This is a genomic window from Formivibrio sp. oc-25 (genome assembly GCF_055810895.1).
Map to the genome: position 1 here is coordinate 1 of NZ_JBVVOL010000005.1, position 14,539 is coordinate 14,539.

Sequence of the window (14,539 nt, forward strand, 5' to 3'; positions counted from 1 at the left end):
CTCAGTGCCGGCAGCGAATCCACCGACTGGTTCCACGTCACCGCGCACAGACCAAAGCCGTAATAGATCATGAACAGACTGATCAGAATCATCAGCGCATTCACGGCATGCGCCAGTACCCGTTGTGTCCCCCCGGACAAACGCTCTACCAGCATCATCACCGCAATATGGCCGCCGGCACGATAGCTCGCCGCCGCACCAAAGAAGGTAAAGATCACCATGCACAGAATCGCTACCGGTTCCGGCCAGGCCGAACCCGTCCCCAGCACCTTGCGTGCATACACCCCCCACGGAATCACTGTCGACATGATGATGATCGACAACCCGGAGATCCAGATACAGAGCCGATAGACCACGTCCATCGCCTTCAGATAACTTTGCATTACTTGTTTTCCTCTCCACCAAACGAACCAGCCCGCCTGCATTGCTTCTGTAATGACTGGCAATGCCTACATCCAGACCAGATGGATAGCCCCCGCTCCCATCTGATTGGCCGGTTCGGCTGGATCAATTCCAAAAGACAGGGGCGAGCTGTGCCCGCCCCTGCAGGTGCTACAGCCGACTTACTTGACGGCTTCGATACGCTTCATCAGATCGGCGTACTGGGCACCATGCTTGGCACGTACCGGTGCGGTCAGGTCATAGAAGGCCTTCTTGTCAGTTTCAATAACCGTGACACCATCCTTCTTCATCTGGGCGCGCATTTCAGCAACCTTGGCATCCCACAGCTTGCGTTGCTCCAGCTGGGTTTCCTTCGACAGCTTCTTGATCAGTTCCTGATCTTCCTTGGACAGCTTGCTCCAGGAGGTCTTGGAGAAAGCAAAGATTTCCGGAATACTCAGGTGTCCAGTCAGCGTGTAGTACTTGGCGACAGTGTGATGGTTCGAAGTGATATAGCTCGGTTCGTTGTTTTCAGCGCCATCTACCACGCCAGTCTGCAGTGCGCTGTACAGTTCACCGTATGGGATCGAGATGCCATTGCCACCCATGGCGTTCATGGTATCCACGAACAACGGGTTGCCCATCATGCGGATCTTCTGACCCTTCAGATCAGCCGGGGTCTTCACCGGCTTCTTGGTGTACAGGTTACGCGTACCGCCATCCATCCAGCCCAGACCCACCAGACCAGCCGAGCTGTTGGTGACCTTTTGCAGGATCTCGTCGCCGATCGGGCCGTCGATCACCTTGCGCATGTGTGCTTCATCACGGAATACGAACGGCATGTTGAACACGTTCACATCCGGTACCACCGGGCCTACGGCACCCAGCGAAATACGCACAATCTGCAAAGCGCCAACCTGGGCTTGCTCGATCATTTCCTTTTCGCCGCCCAGAGCACCGGCCGGGAATACCTTGATCGACAAGCGGCCCTTGGTGGCAGCTTCGAGCTTTTTGCCCATGTTCTGCATGGCCACCACGTTCGGATAGCCTTCCGGATGCACGTCGGCAGCCTTGAAGGTTTCTGCCATGACAGTCACGCTGGCACCTGCGAACAGGGCTGCGCTGCATACGCTCAGAATGGTTTTGCGAAATGACATGCGACTTTCTCCTCTTAAAATTAAATTGCAGCTTTCGCCACAACAAAATATCCGGACTAGCCAGATAAAACCGCATCAGTTGATTCGATACAAACCAGAATCAACCTACTATAAAAAGTCAGTGCCTCTTTGAGCCAGTTGAGGGACGTAACTTTTTACATCGTGCAAAGAATCTCTCTCGGCCCCAAAACCGTCCAATACATTTTGGAATGCCTCGCCATACCTTTTTAGCATGCCCAAGCAAAAACAAAACAATATTGTGAGGTCAAGTTTGAATGAAGTGATACGCATACCCTCGCTACCAAACAAGAAAACCACCTCGCGGTAGTCTTCTTCGGGAAATTTGACCGAGAAATGGGCGCCTCGAAAAGTCACCAGAAGCTGCTGAAACGGACTGGAAAGGCTCACGAAAAATCCGTTGCATATCAACAACACCAGCAGAAATCAAGCAAGAAACTGGCTCTGCACTTTAACGACATAGTTGGCGTTTCGAAGCAGTCAAATGCCTCATCGCCATCAATGCAAATTGGTCAGCAACTTTTCGATCTGCTCGACATCACCGGTTCGTTCAAGGTAGGCATGCGGCGACTCCCCACCCAACTCCTCGCAATCCTTATCCATCCAGCTGTCGATGGCACTTTGATCGTTGCAAAACGCGTTTTGAACCAACTGGATGAAATGTCCAAAACGATGAACCTGCGCGGTAGAAATCGGTTCGGTTACGCGCAGCCACGGGCCAAGCACTTCCTGCAGGCAACGCTCGCACAGATCCAGCCTTAACAACTTGCCGTCCCCGAATATCGAGCTACTCCCACACAACTTGTCAATCGAAATGGACTCCCGGAACTGTGCAGACCCAGCAGGCATGGCACATCCGCAGCGATCACAGGTTGCGCCTGAAACGGCCAGGATATATTCACCCGAGGAATACAAACTTTTCATGATTTACACACAGTAGACGTAGCAGATCAGGCTGTCGCGTTCCAAAGCCTGGACCGAAATTTTCGCAAGTATCCTTGGGTGCCCAATCACGATCCAATACCTTTTTCAGGCAAGGCCAATACTTTTTTGGCATGCCGAATTCTCCTCAAAACACAGCAAATTACATGCTGTCGCATTAGAATTGGCGAAGTTTAAAATCGGTTAATAGACCAGAACATGGACACATTCCAGGCCATCCCCATGCTGCGCGTTGTCTTGCCCCAAGATCTCGCGGCTGAAGAAGTAAAGTGGTATGCGTTCGACGATAAGCAGCAACTGCATGATCAAGGGTGTTGTGCAATTCAGAACCTGCCGGCACACAAGATGGCGCAGTTGATACTGCCAGCCAGCGTGGTAAGCGGGTACATCATTCCGGCACCGAATCAGCGCGGGCGACATCAATCTGCCTTGATTGACCAGATGCTGGAAGACATTCTGCTCGATTCGAGGGAAGACACGCATGTTCTGCCTGCCAAGCCGGAACAAGGCCGGCAATGCGTGTGGCTATGCAACAAGCATTGGCTTGCAGCCTGGCTATCACGCTGGGATAAGTTTTCAAAAGCGCTGATCAAGGCCTATGCGATCCATGATCTTCTCCCGGTTACGGCGCAGCCTGTTTCTGCCCGGACAGTAGAAGGCCACATCTTCCGACTTCCGGATGGGCAAACCGGTCTTCTGGAAGATTTTGCGCTGGTGGAAGCTTTGGCTGGTGCGCCTGTTTTGCAAATCGAGAAACTGTTTGAAAGAGCTGTCGCCAATGACGCCGTAAATTTTCTGGCGGGTCTTGGCACAGCGAACGCCCTCGAATCCCTCACGCCCGCCCGATTGCGGCGTTCCGCCTGGCTCGCAGGCGCAGTGTGCGCCACGCTCATGCTCGCCACGGTCTTGCAGTGGCAGCGCCTGGCCCAGCGCGAACAGCAACTCCGCGACGGCATCCGCCAGACCTTCGCCGCCGCCTTCCCCGGCATCCCCATCGTCGACCCTTACCTGCAATGGCAAAGCCTGACCCAGGCCGGCAAGCCGCAAGCCCAGGCCGATGCCCTGGATCAGTTAGTGCAACTGGCCAGCCAGCTACCCGCAGTGCGCCCACGCAGCGCCGACGTGCGTGATGGCCAGGCACGCCTGCTCCTGACCGAATCCGATCTCGTCACCGCCCGCGCGCAATTGCAACAGCAAGGTCTGCCCTTCACCGTTGCCCCGGCCGAAGCGGGGTTTGTCCGCCTCGACATCCCGCTTGCCCGCCGCTGACAGGAGCTCCTCATGCAACAGCATTTCATCCGATTCTGGCAGCAGCGCTCTTCCAGCGAACGCAAGTTGCTGCTGGGCTGGGCGGTAATCATGGCCGCCACCCTGTTTTATTTTGCCGTGGCCGCCCCCCTCTCCAGCCGCCTGCAGCGGCTGGAGCGCAGCATTCCGCAACTGGAAGCGCAACACCTCGCCATGCGCGCCCTGCCCCCCCGTACGGGTGCCCGCCCGGCAACCGGCATTGCGCCCAGCACTGATCTGCGTTCGGCAGTTTTTGAATTTTTGAGCCAGCAGCAGCTCAGCGCCGATGTGCGATCACTTTCGGCGACTCGCGTCGAGCTGCGCTTGCCCGCCTTGCCCAGCGAACGCGCCCTGACTCTGCTGCAACAGGTGCGCGAGCAGACCAGCGCCCGCGTTGTCGTCATCAGCCTCAAGCCCGGCACAAGCGCTGGCACTGTCCAGGTCGTCGCTGAAATGGAACGCCAGCCATGAGCCGTAAAACCGTTCTGCTCGCCATCGGCGGCGGCCTGCTCTTCGCCGGTTTTGCCTTGATCCGCCTGCCTGCAGCCCTGCTGGCCAAGGGGTTGCCCGCAGACATCCGGCTGGAAGCGTGCGAGGGCACGCTCTGGCAGGGGCGCGCCGCGGCATTGGGTATCCGTGGTCAGGTCGTCCAGCAGGCGCTGCGCTGGCAGTTTTCACCACGCCAGCTCTGGCAAGGCCAGTTGCGCTGGGACGTGCACGGCAGCTTCGGCCAAATCCCCAGCCAACTTACCCTCGTCGCCGGCCCGACCCGCGTCAGCCTGCAGGCGGTCGCACTGACCTTGCCCGCTGGCCCCCTGCTGGGCCTGCACCCCAAGCTCCAGCCGCTCAAACTGGGGGGGATACTGCAGCTCAACAGCCCACGCCTGGCGCTGGATAGCCCGTCCTCGCTTGATGGTCAGTTACGGGACCTGTTCTCGCCGCTGGCACCCACTTCCGGCACACTCGGCAGTTATCGCTTCACCCTTTCCCACCAGCCCGGTCAGGCTGGGACCTGGCAAGTTTCACCGCAGCAAGGCAGCCTTGCCATTCGCGGCAATGGCCAGCTTGATCTAACCCGGGCATCGGTGCGAGGCACCCTTTCCCTCGTACCGCAAGGGAAAGCGCTCGATAGTCTCAAGCCACTGCTGGCCACCCTACCCAGCCAGAACGGGGCCTATACCCTGAGTTTCTAAGTATCTTCCTCGTTCCCCACGGCCGGCCGGCTCATCAGGCTGGCCACTTTGTTTTTCGCCACCCCAACCGCATCCAATCCCGACTATTGAAGTATGGTTTTATCAATCGGCGCGATTGATAAAATATTAAACCCTGTATTTTCAATGCATTACGATTTTTTAGTAGTTAACTACGCCAAAGATACGTGAATGATTACATCAAGAATTGGTAGTTTTACGTATCAATTCATCCCGTAAATTGGTAACTTTGTTTCACGGCAAACGAGCCGGAACCTACCAGGAGAAACATCATGATCGACGCAGCCTTCATCATCAGCATCGCCCCCGTTGCCATCCCCGCCGCCGCAGGCCTCGTCAGCGCCGGTGTCATCGGTATCGCCGAAAAGCTGCTGCCCAGCGACGAGAAGTAAGCCACTCCCGTCACCACACGCACAACATCAACACTGGAATACGGAGAAACACCATGGAAAGCCTCATCATCAGCATCGCCTCTTTCGCTGCCCCGGTTGCCCTGAGCATCGCCAGCATCGGCGCCGCCGCCATCGCTGAAAAAGTCGCCGGTAAAGACGAAGCCTGATTTTTATTGATTGATAGTTAGGAGAACCATCATGTTTGACGATTTTTTTGCTTTTCTGGAATTGAACAACCTGCTATCCAATGAAGTGATCGAAGACATCATCACGACCGAAGAGTAATTCTGACTACCGACCGCCATCCTGCGGATCGGATACAGGTGACCCATGCACCAGACAACGCCACCCTATCCCCCGGGCGCGCACTGATCTCTCAGGCGCGCCTTTTTGTTTCTGGCTAATCCTCGCGCGTAACGCGCAGGATCTCGTCGATCGTCGTCTCCCCCGCCACCACCCGCGCAAAGCCATCCTGGCGCAGGCTCACCATGCCCTGCCCGCTGGCATGATTGCGCAGGTCCTGCTCGTTGCCGCCCTGATGGATCAGCCCGCGCAGCGTTTCATCCACGCTCAATAATTCATAGATGCCGGTCCGGCCACGATAGCCGGTGTGGTTGCACACCGGGCAACCCACCGCCCGATACAGCGTGAGCGGGGCCGGATGATTCAAAAGGGTTTGCTCCTCGGCATCGGCGATATAGGCTTCGCGGCAATCCGGGCACAGTCTGCGGGCCAGGCGTTGCGCCAGCACGCCGATGGTGGACGAGGCCAGCAGAAACGGTTCGATGCCCATGTCGACCAGCCGGGTGATGGCGCTCGGCGCGTCGTTGGTGTGCAGCGTGGCCAATACCAGATGGCCGGTGAGCGAGGCCTGCACGGCAATCTGCGCCGTTTCCAGGTCGCGGATTTCGCCGATCATGATCACGTCCGGGTCCTGGCGCAGGATGGCGCGCAAGGCGCGGGCGAAGCTCATGTCGATGCGCGGGTTGACCTGGGTCTGGCCGACGCCGTCGAGTTCATATTCGATCGGGTCTTCCACCGTCATGATGTTGCAGGCGTGCGCATCCATCTGCGCAAGCGCCGCATACAGCGTGGTGGTCTTGCCCGAGCCCGTCGGGCCGGTCACGAGCAGGATGCCGTGCGGCTGCGCCAGCAGGTGTTGCAGGCGTTGTAATGTCGGGGTGGGCATGCCGAGTTTGGCCAGGTCGAGCCGGCCGGCGGACTTATCCAAGAGGCGCAGCACCACGCGTTCGCCGTGGCCAGTCGGTAGCGTGGAGACACGCACGTCGACCGGGCGCCCGGCGATGCGCAGCGTCATGCGGCCATCTTGCGGCAGGCGTTTCTCGGCAATGTCGAGTCCGGCCATGACTTTTACGCGCGAGACGATCGCGGCATGCAGGCCGCGCTTGGGTTCGACGATATCGCGCAGTTGGCCATCGACGCGGAAGCGCACAGTGGCGCGCGTTTCGAACAGTTCGAAGTGGATGTCGGAGGCATTCTCGCGCAGCGCTTCGGTCAGCAGGGTGTTGATCAGGCGGATGACCGGGGCATCTTCTTCGGCTTCGAGCAGGTCTTCGATATCGGGCATTTCTTCCAGCAGACGCGCCAGATCGGCCGATTCCTCAAGATCGTCGACCATGCTGGCGGCACGCCGTGCCGGGTCGTTGAAGGCTTCGGTCAAGCGGGCCTGGAATACGTCCGCCTCAAGCACTTCCAGCTGCAGCGGGCCTGGCGCCACCCGGCGCAGTTCGGCCAGCGCAGCCAGGTTGCCGCCCCGGCGCAAACACACCTGCAGCACGTCGCCCGAGCGCCCCAGATCGAACACGCCATGATCGCGTGCCCAGGCATAGCTCACCAGACGCTCGCTCACGGCTGGCCTCCGGTGGTGGGGGTGGGCGATGCAGCGGCCGGCGGGGTCGATGGGGTCTGGGCCGGCGGGATCGTGGCCTCGGCCGGGGCTGGCAGCGTCACGGCGGGCAGGTCCGGCAGCAGCAGGCGCTTCTCCGGCCGGAAGCCGGCCTGCTCGGCGCGCAGGTACTGGTAACGCTCATTGCTCAAGGCGGCGGTGGCCTGGCTGTCGCGCAGGATGCGCGGGCGCAGGAACACCATCAGGTTGGTCTTCTCGCTGCTGCGCGATTCATAGCGGAACAGCTGGCCCAGCCACGGGATATCGCCCAGCAGCGGCACCTTGTTCTGGCTCAGGCTGACATTCTCCTGGATCAGGCCGCCCAGCACGATGGTCTGGTTGTCGTCCACCAGCACCTTGGTATCGATGGTGCGTACCTTGGTGGCAATGCCGGCGCCGCCGGTGCTGACCGTACTGTCGATACCCGACACTTCCTGCGAGACGTTCAGCGTGATGGTGCCGCCATCGGATACCTGCGGTTTGACCTTGAGCTTGATGCCGACATCCTTGCGTTCGACCGTGGTAAACGGGTTGGTCGAGCCGCTGCTGGAGGTGGTATACGAGCCGGTGACGATCGGGATGTTCTGCCCGACGGTGATGCTGGCTTCTTCGTTGTCGAGCATCAGCAGGTTCGGCGTGGACAGCACGTTGCCATCGCCCGAGGATTCAATCGCGGCAGCGAGCAGGCCGAGCGAGGCGGTGCCATCGGTGGGGTCGCCGTTGAAGATGCCCAGGTAGCTGCCGGTCGGGATCGACAGGCTGCCGGACTGGAAGCCGGAATACAGCGTGGCCAGATTGGTGCTGGTCGAGGAGATCGCCGACAGGATGCCGCCGCCGAGCTTGTCGTTACCACCGGCCGCGACCCATTGCACACCCAGCTCGCCAGCCTTGGACAGGTTGACTTCGGCAATCACGGCTTCGACGTAGACCTGGGCGCGGCGCACGTCGAGCCGGTCGATCACGCCACGCAGGTTCTGGTAGAGGTGATCGGGGGCGGTAATGATCAGCGAGTTGGTCATGCTGTCGGCCTGGATCAGCACGCTGGCGCCACCGATGGTGACACTGGCGGCGCTGCTGCCGGCGTTGTTGCTGTTACTGCTGCTGGTGTTGCTACCCGTACTTGAGCTGGTGGTACTTGAGCTGGTCGAACTGGTGGCGCTGCTGCTGACCGGGGTCATGCTGCTGCTTGCGGTGTTGCTGCCCTGTCCGGTCAGGATGCCCTTGAGCGTGCCGGCCAGGCGGGTGGCTTCGGCATTGCGCAGGTAGATCACGTGGATATTGCTGTCCGAGGCGCCGGGGCGATCAAGGCTCTCGACCAGGGCGCGGATCTGTTTGCTGTGGGCCTCGGCTTCGCTGCGCACCAGCAGCTGGTTGCTGCGCACATCGGCCATGACGATGGTGCGTTTCACGCCTTCGGGCGGGTTGGACGCCGACTGCACCCCTTGCACATACACTTCCGGCAGCAGGCTGCCCAGGGTCTGGGCAATGGCCTGGGCCGAGCCGTGCTTGAGCGGCAGGGCGAAGAATTCGCTGTCGGCCGGTTGGTCGATGCTGTCGATCACGCGGTTGATGCGGGCGATGTTCTCGGCATAGTCGATTACCACCAGCGTGTTGCCGGCGGCATAGGCATTCAGGATATTGTTGGGCGAGACCAGCGGTTTGAGCACCCCCACCAGCTGGCTGGCCGATTGGAACTTGAGCGGGTAGACCTGGGTCAGGATGCGCTCGCCGCTGGCACGCTCGCCCTTGGCCAGCACCGGTCCGCCCTGGCTCTTGGCTTCGGCCTCGGGCATGACTTTGACCACGCCGTTGCCTTCCACCACGGCGATCCCCTGCTGACGCAGCGCCGAGAGCAGGATCGGGTAGACCAGCTCACGCGCAACCGGCTGGTGCGACACGATATTGACCGTGCCCTTCACCTTCGGGTCGATCACGAAGTTCTTGCCGGTCAGTGCACCGGCGGCCTTGATCGCCGATTCGATATCCGAGTTCACAAAGTTGAGGGTGACCTTCTCCTCGGCTGCCCACACGGCAGAAACGGACAGGGCCAGGCAGGCTGCGGCCAAACGGGTACGTTTAAAAAATGTCATGGCTGGATCTTGTAGGGCAGGGTTTGCAGGGAACCATCGCGCAAGACCGACAGTTCAACGGAGGGTTGCTGGCTCAGCAGGTGGTACAGCAGCGAGATATCCGACAACTGCTGAATGGCTTTGCCGTTGGCGGCGCGGATCACGTCGCCCCGGCGCAGCTTGAGGGCACGCATCAGGGGTTGCTGGCCCAGGTCTTCGATCAGGATGCCGCCCTCGCGGTAGGAGGCCAGTCCGCGGCCCCAGTCCGCCAGATTGCCGCCTTGCATCAGGCCGGACAGCTGGCCGCGCGTGAGCCGGGCAACCGGGGTGGATTTGCTCGGGGCTATCGACGGTTTGGCAGCAGGCGTCACCACCACCGAGGCGGTCGAACTGGCGTTCTGCCCTTCCAGCAGCACGCGTTGGCGCTGGCCATTGCGTTCGATTTCCACTGCACTGGCGGTAATGCTGACCACGCGATTGCCTGGGCGGACTTCTTCGCCCACCCGCACCGCAACCGTGCTGGCCGGCCCGAGATTGAGCAGCGCCACCCCGCGCGCGCCCGACACCACGGCCAGCAGTTTCAGGTCGGTCACCGTTTCGGTGACGGCTTCGGGCGCGGCAAACCAGCCTTGCAGCGCATCGATCGAGGCACCCTGGGCGGTCGGCGCGGCGGCCGGCAAGGTCAGATTGCCCGGCTGCGCCCGCGGCAGCACCGGCCACCAGATCAGCCCGGCCACTTGCCACAGCAGCAGCAACAGCAGCATGCCCTCCAGGCCGCCCGGCAAATAACGCAAGGCCTTCACAACAGCAGTGGGGAGTTTCACGTTCTCATCAAACCTTCAAAGTTGTTCAACCCGGAACCTTCATCACATCCGGCGCCATAAACAGGCATGGCGCCGGGTATCCGTTTTATATTGCTCATGCACACGCAAGTACACCCCATCCCCCTGCAAGGCCGCCGAGTGCGCGGAGGGAGACCCAGGCTCCCGACCAAACGAGGGTAGCGCGGAGCGTCGGCCACCCGGGGTCGCCTTCTTTTGGTTTCTTTTCTTGGCGAAACAAGAAAAGAAACTCACCCGCCGGGGTGAACTCCCGGCCAATCCCGGCAGGCCACATCAACAGCGCCCTCTCCCCACCCCTCTCCCGCAAGCGGGCGAGGGAGTCCATCCACCTCGTTCATCCTGCCATCTGCCCGCGTCGTATCCATACCACCTCGGGCGATTGACTGCCCTCGCGCTTGAGCAGCGCCTGGTAGCGCAGCCGTACCCGGCCATACGCCACATCGACTTCCGCCATAAAAAAACTGCTGCGCACCGTGCCGGCACTGCTGCTGATCTGGCTGCGCGCCCCTTGCGGCACCGCCTGCACAAACGCGTCGGTCGAAGCAAAATGGCTCCCGCTGCGCTGGTTCACCACCTGCGCCGCATCACTGTTGCTCAGGCCCGGAAACACGGCCGACAGCACATCTGCACTGGCGAAGTTGACATTCAACCGCGTCGCCTGCGGCAGAATCACCGCCACGTCCTGCAGCCGCTGCCGGGTCGGGGCATCGAATCCGGGCAAGGCCGCCAGGTCCGCCAGATCGCCGTACGGGAAGGCCACCGTGATGCCGGCGTCCTTGCGTGCGTCAATCTCTGCCCGTAAAGCCTTGTCCAGCACCGTGGCCAGACCGGGGTTCAGGCCGATATTGGCCAGCAGCCGCGCAAACCCTTTGATGCCGGCAGCATCGACCTGCTCGCCCGTTTGCAGATTGGCCAGATTGAACAGGCCCTGCATTTCGATGATGCGTCCGCTCACTTCACCCGCTTCGGCATTGACCGCCGGAATCGGGATCGTCCACGCTTCCTGCAAGTGGTCGACCTGATTCTTGCGGCCGTCATCGCGCAAGGTCAGGCGTGCCAGGTCGATGGCACCCAGGGCCAGCAACTGCGCACTGGCCAGGTCCTGCCGGTTCTGCGCCCGGTTCAGCCACAGGTTGGTGCGCGAGACCAGCGTGATCGCCAGGGCGGCCACCAGCGCCGAGACCAGCAAGGCGCTGATCAGAGCCACGCCGCGCTGCGCCAGTCGAAGGGATCGGTGCGGGCTCATGGCAGTGCAAAGATCCGTTCAAACTCGCCCTGCCCGCGCAGACGCAGGCGCAGACGTACCGCTTGCGGGCGCTGCGGCTGGCCGGACACCGGCCATTGCGCGCGCCAGGCCTGTTGCGCATCCAGCAGGGCGAATTCGCACTGCTCGACCTGATCGAGCAGGCGGTACACCTTGTATTGCTCGCCTTGCCACAGCAGCAACTCCAGGCGCTGGCCGTTCAGCCGGTAGGCCAGGCGCAGCAGCGGGCGCTGGCCGTCGAAGCGGATCAGCTCCAGCAAGGGCATGCCGTCGCGCCGGCCGTAAAACAGCGGCGGGTGCAGCGTGCCGCTGCCATCGCGCTTCGATTGCGGCGCCATCTGCACGATGTCCGTTTCCATGCGATCGAGCACCAGTTCCAGTTCGCGCCAGTCGCGGATCTCCTGATCCAGCCGCACCTTGTGCTGGCTCATGGCATCCAGCCCGCGATAGGCCAGCGCGCCGACGACGGCAAACACCGCCAGCGCCACCAGGATCTCGAGCAGGGTAAACCCGCGCTCAGTGCCGGGCGACATACGCCACCTGTTTCGCCACCGCATGCTGCTTGTCGGCCGGCAGGAACACTTTGACTTCCACCCGCCGAAAGCTGTAATTCGGGGTGATGCCCACTTCCTGGCGCCAGATAAAAGCCTGATGGCCCTGCGTGGCCTCGCCTTCCTTCGCCCCCAGATCCGGAAACTGCCGGTAGGCGATCATCTGCTGCAGCACATTGCTGGCCACCCAGTTGGCGGCGGTACGGGCTTTAAGGTCGATCACCGCATCGGTCGTCAGTGCGGCGGCGCGCAATCCGGCCGTGAGGGCAATCGCCAGCACCGCCAGTGCCACCAGCGTTTCGATCAGGGTAAAGCCCTGCTCACGGACGTGCGGCATCGCTGACCTCGATCCGGCCCATGACATCGGCCTGCAGCCAGCGTCGCGCGTCGCCTGCGGCCAGCTCCACGCCGAACGGGTCGACCACGCCATCCGGTGGCAGCACGATGCGCTCGCCCAGCGCTTGCGCCTGATCGTTGACGCGCTGCGATTGCCAGCGCACGCCATCGGCCAGTTTGCCGGCGCGCAGGCCCGCCTCGGCCGGCAGGCCCACCCACTGCCCCTGGGAGCCGTGGTTATGCCACAACTGGTAGCCCTGGCCATCGCTGGAGATCGCCACATGCTGCCCGCTGAAGACGGCTTCATCGCGTGCGGCTTCCAGCACCGCCGCCAGGTCTTCGGCGGCACGCTCGACCTTGTGCTGATCGGACGTCCCCAGCCTGACCACGACCAGGCTGCTGATCACGCCGATGATCGCCAGCACCACCAGGATTTCGATCAGGGTGAAACCCAGGCTCGCTGGCGATGCCTTGCAGAACCTGTTCATGGCCTGTTGCGAGACATTACAGGCCGGCCGAGCTGATATCGGCGTCATACCCTTCCCCGCCGGCCTGGCCATCGGCCCCGTAGCTCAGCACTTCCATCTCGCCCTTCAGCCCCGGGATCAGGTAAACATAGCCGTTACCCCACGGGTCTTGCGGTGCCTTCTCCAGGTAGCCGCCGGTCTTCCAGTTCTGCGGCACCGGTTCGCTCGCCGGTTTCTCCATCAAGGCCTTCAGCCCTTGCTCCGCGCTCGGGTAGCGCCCGTTATCCAGCTTGTACAGCTTCAGCGCCGCGATAATCGCGCCAATATCCTGCTTGGCCGCCACCACCCGCGCATCATTGGGCCGGTCCGTGATCTTGGGCACCACCAGCGCGCCCAGAATCGCCAGGATCGAGACCACGACAAGAATCTCGATCAGCGTAAATCCAGTTTGTTGTTTCATTGATTTCTCCTCAAACCACGTCTTGTCACTTCACTAATTGGTTCATTTCGAACACCGGCAACAGTATCGCCAGCACAATCCCCAGCACCACCGCGCCCATCAGCAACACCACCGCCGGGCCCAGCAAGGCGGTAAACGTCTGCACGCGCCGGCTCAATTCCCTCGCCTGTTCGTCTGCGGCCCGCTCCAGCATCTGCGCCAGCCGCCCGGTGGCTTCGCCACTGGCCACCAGATACACCAGCACCGGCGGAAAACCGCCCACAGCCTTCAGCGCACGGGACAGCGGTACGCCTTCGCGCACCTGCCGTGCCACCTCATCCAAGCCACGCTGCATCGGCAGGCTGCTCATCACCCCGACTGCGGCGCTCATGGCATTGAGCAAGGGCACGCCGGCACCGACCAGAATCGACAGGGTGCTGGCAAAGCGCGCGGTGTTGGCGGCATGATCAAACCGCCCGAGCAAGGGCAGACGCAGGCGCCAGGCGTGTACCTGGAAGCGCACGACGGGCAGGCGCAGCGCCTGGCTGAAACCGATGCCGGCCAGCAGCAGGCTCAACAGGCCCCAGCCGCCCCATTGGGCAAAGAAGCCGCTGACGCCCAGCAACAGGCGTGTCAGCAGCGGTAGCGTCTGCTTGGCCGAGGCGAAGACCTGCACCATCTGCGGCACTACCCAGGTCATCATGCCGGCCACCACCAGCAAGGAGACGCCCAGCACCACTGCCGGGTAGATGAAGGCCAGCCCGACCTGCGTGGCCAGTTCGCCGCGGGCTTCGAGGTAACTCGCCAGGCGTTGCATCACCGTACCCAGTCGGCCAGACTCTTCGCCGGCCCGGATCAGGATGCGATAAAACGGTGGGAAAATTTTAGGGAAACGTGCCATGGCGGCCGAAAGCGGCACGCCTTCGGCAATCTGGCTGCGCAAGGACTGCAGCAGGCGGCGCTCGACATCCTGCGCGCTTTGCTCAGCAAGGATCGCCAGCACTTCATCAATGGTCAGCCCGGCATCAAGCAGTGCCGAAAACTGGCGCGTGAGCACCGTCAGCGCCGCACGCCCCAGTCGCAAGCGTGGCTGCCGGGCAGTGGCCGCCGCATCGTCGAGCGCGGTGAGCGAGGTCGCCAGCAAGCCGCGTTCGCGCAACAGCGCCCGTGCCTGTCGCGCCGTCTCCGCCGTCAACTGGCCCGACTGGGGTGCCCCGCCCGATGCAGGTACTGCCTTGTAACGGAAATTTGCCATCGCCCTGATTCCGGATGCGCGC

General features: G+C 61.6%; 15 protein-coding genes. 4 read left to right on the forward strand and 11 right to left on the reverse strand.

Annotation, left to right across the window (positions count from 1 at the left end; all coding sequences use genetic code 11):
• Together AC0KVQ_RS04530 and AC0KVQ_RS04535 are read right to left on the reverse strand one after the other, a co-directional pair.
• A partial coding sequence (locus AC0KVQ_RS04530; protein ID WP_473419941.1) for a TRAP transporter small permease occupies positions 1 to 383 on the reverse strand: 383 nt, incomplete at its 3' end.
• Between the two features lie 180 nt (positions 384 to 563).
• On the reverse strand, positions 564 to 1,538 hold the full coding sequence (locus AC0KVQ_RS04535) for a TRAP transporter substrate-binding protein (RefSeq protein WP_473419942.1): 975 nt from the start codon (positions 1,536 to 1,538) through the stop codon (positions 564 to 566).
• 354 nt (positions 1,539 to 1,892) lie between these two features.
• Between AC0KVQ_RS04535 and AC0KVQ_RS04540 the strand changes: the two genes are divergently transcribed.
• The 4 genes from AC0KVQ_RS04540 (at position 1,893) to gspN (ending at position 4,978) form a co-directional block, all read left to right on the forward strand.
• A complete protein-coding gene (locus AC0KVQ_RS04540) occupies positions 1,893 to 2,318 on the forward strand; it encodes a hypothetical protein (RefSeq protein WP_473419943.1) in 426 nt (141 codons plus the stop codon).
• 378 nt (positions 2,319 to 2,696) lie between these two features.
• Positions 2,697 to 3,767, forward strand: a complete 1,071-nt coding sequence (gspL, locus tag AC0KVQ_RS04545) for a type II secretion system protein GspL (protein WP_473419944.1) — start codon at positions 2,697 to 2,699, stop codon at positions 3,765 to 3,767.
• A gap of 12 nt (positions 3,768 to 3,779) precedes the next feature.
• Complete coding sequence (gene gspM, locus AC0KVQ_RS04550; RefSeq protein WP_473419945.1) at positions 3,780 to 4,256, forward strand: type II secretion system protein GspM; 477 nt, start codon at positions 3,780 to 3,782, stop codon at positions 4,254 to 4,256.
• Entirely contained in the window at positions 4,253 to 4,978 is a 726-nt protein-coding gene (gene gspN / locus AC0KVQ_RS04555) for a type II secretion system protein N (RefSeq protein ID WP_473419946.1), read from the forward strand. The genes gspM and gspN overlap by 4 nt, the downstream gene beginning before the upstream one ends.
• Before the next feature lie 810 nt (positions 4,979 to 5,788).
• Here the strand turns inward: gspN and gspE are convergent.
• The 9 genes from gspE to gspF all read right to left on the reverse strand — a co-directional run bounded on the left by gspE (position 5,789) and on the right by gspF (position 14,517).
• Positions 5,789 to 7,258, reverse strand: a complete 1,470-nt coding sequence (gspE, locus tag AC0KVQ_RS04560) for a type II secretion system ATPase GspE (protein WP_473419947.1) — start codon at positions 7,256 to 7,258, stop codon at positions 5,789 to 5,791.
• Entirely contained in the window at positions 7,255 to 9,384 is a 2,130-nt protein-coding gene (gspD, locus tag AC0KVQ_RS04565) for a type II secretion system secretin GspD (protein WP_473419948.1), read from the reverse strand. The genes gspE and gspD overlap by 4 nt, the downstream gene beginning before the upstream one ends.
• On the reverse strand, positions 9,381 to 10,187 hold the full coding sequence (locus tag AC0KVQ_RS04570) for a PDZ domain-containing protein (RefSeq protein WP_473419949.1): 807 nt from the start codon (positions 10,185 to 10,187) through the stop codon (positions 9,381 to 9,383). The genes gspD and AC0KVQ_RS04570 overlap by 4 nt, the downstream gene beginning before the upstream one ends.
• 352 nt (positions 10,188 to 10,539) lie before the next feature.
• Entirely contained in the window at positions 10,540 to 11,451 is a 912-nt protein-coding gene (gene gspK, locus AC0KVQ_RS04575) for a type II secretion system minor pseudopilin GspK (RefSeq protein ID WP_473419950.1), read from the reverse strand.
• Complete coding sequence (gene gspJ / locus AC0KVQ_RS04580) at positions 11,448 to 12,002, reverse strand: type II secretion system minor pseudopilin GspJ (RefSeq protein ID WP_473419951.1); 555 nt, start codon at positions 12,000 to 12,002, stop codon at positions 11,448 to 11,450. The genes gspK and gspJ overlap by 4 nt, the downstream gene beginning before the upstream one ends.
• Complete coding sequence (gspI, locus tag AC0KVQ_RS04585; RefSeq protein ID WP_473419952.1) at positions 11,986 to 12,357, reverse strand: type II secretion system minor pseudopilin GspI; 372 nt, start codon at positions 12,355 to 12,357, stop codon at positions 11,986 to 11,988. The genes gspJ and gspI overlap by 17 nt, the downstream gene beginning before the upstream one ends.
• On the reverse strand, positions 12,341 to 12,844 hold the full coding sequence (gene gspH / locus AC0KVQ_RS04590; RefSeq protein ID WP_473419953.1) for a type II secretion system minor pseudopilin GspH: 504 nt from the start codon (positions 12,842 to 12,844) through the stop codon (positions 12,341 to 12,343). The genes gspI and gspH overlap by 17 nt, the downstream gene beginning before the upstream one ends.
• Before the next feature lie 16 nt (positions 12,845 to 12,860).
• Positions 12,861 to 13,283, reverse strand: coding sequence for a type II secretion system major pseudopilin GspG (gspG, locus tag AC0KVQ_RS04595; protein WP_473419954.1), 423 nt, complete (start codon positions 13,281 to 13,283; stop codon positions 12,861 to 12,863).
• Between the two features lie 25 nt (positions 13,284 to 13,308).
• Positions 13,309 to 14,517 (reverse strand): type II secretion system inner membrane protein GspF, encoded by a 1,209-nt coding sequence (gspF, locus tag AC0KVQ_RS04600; protein WP_473419955.1) that lies wholly within the window; start codon positions 14,515 to 14,517, stop codon positions 13,309 to 13,311.
• Between the last annotated feature and the right edge of the window lie 22 nt (positions 14,518 to 14,539).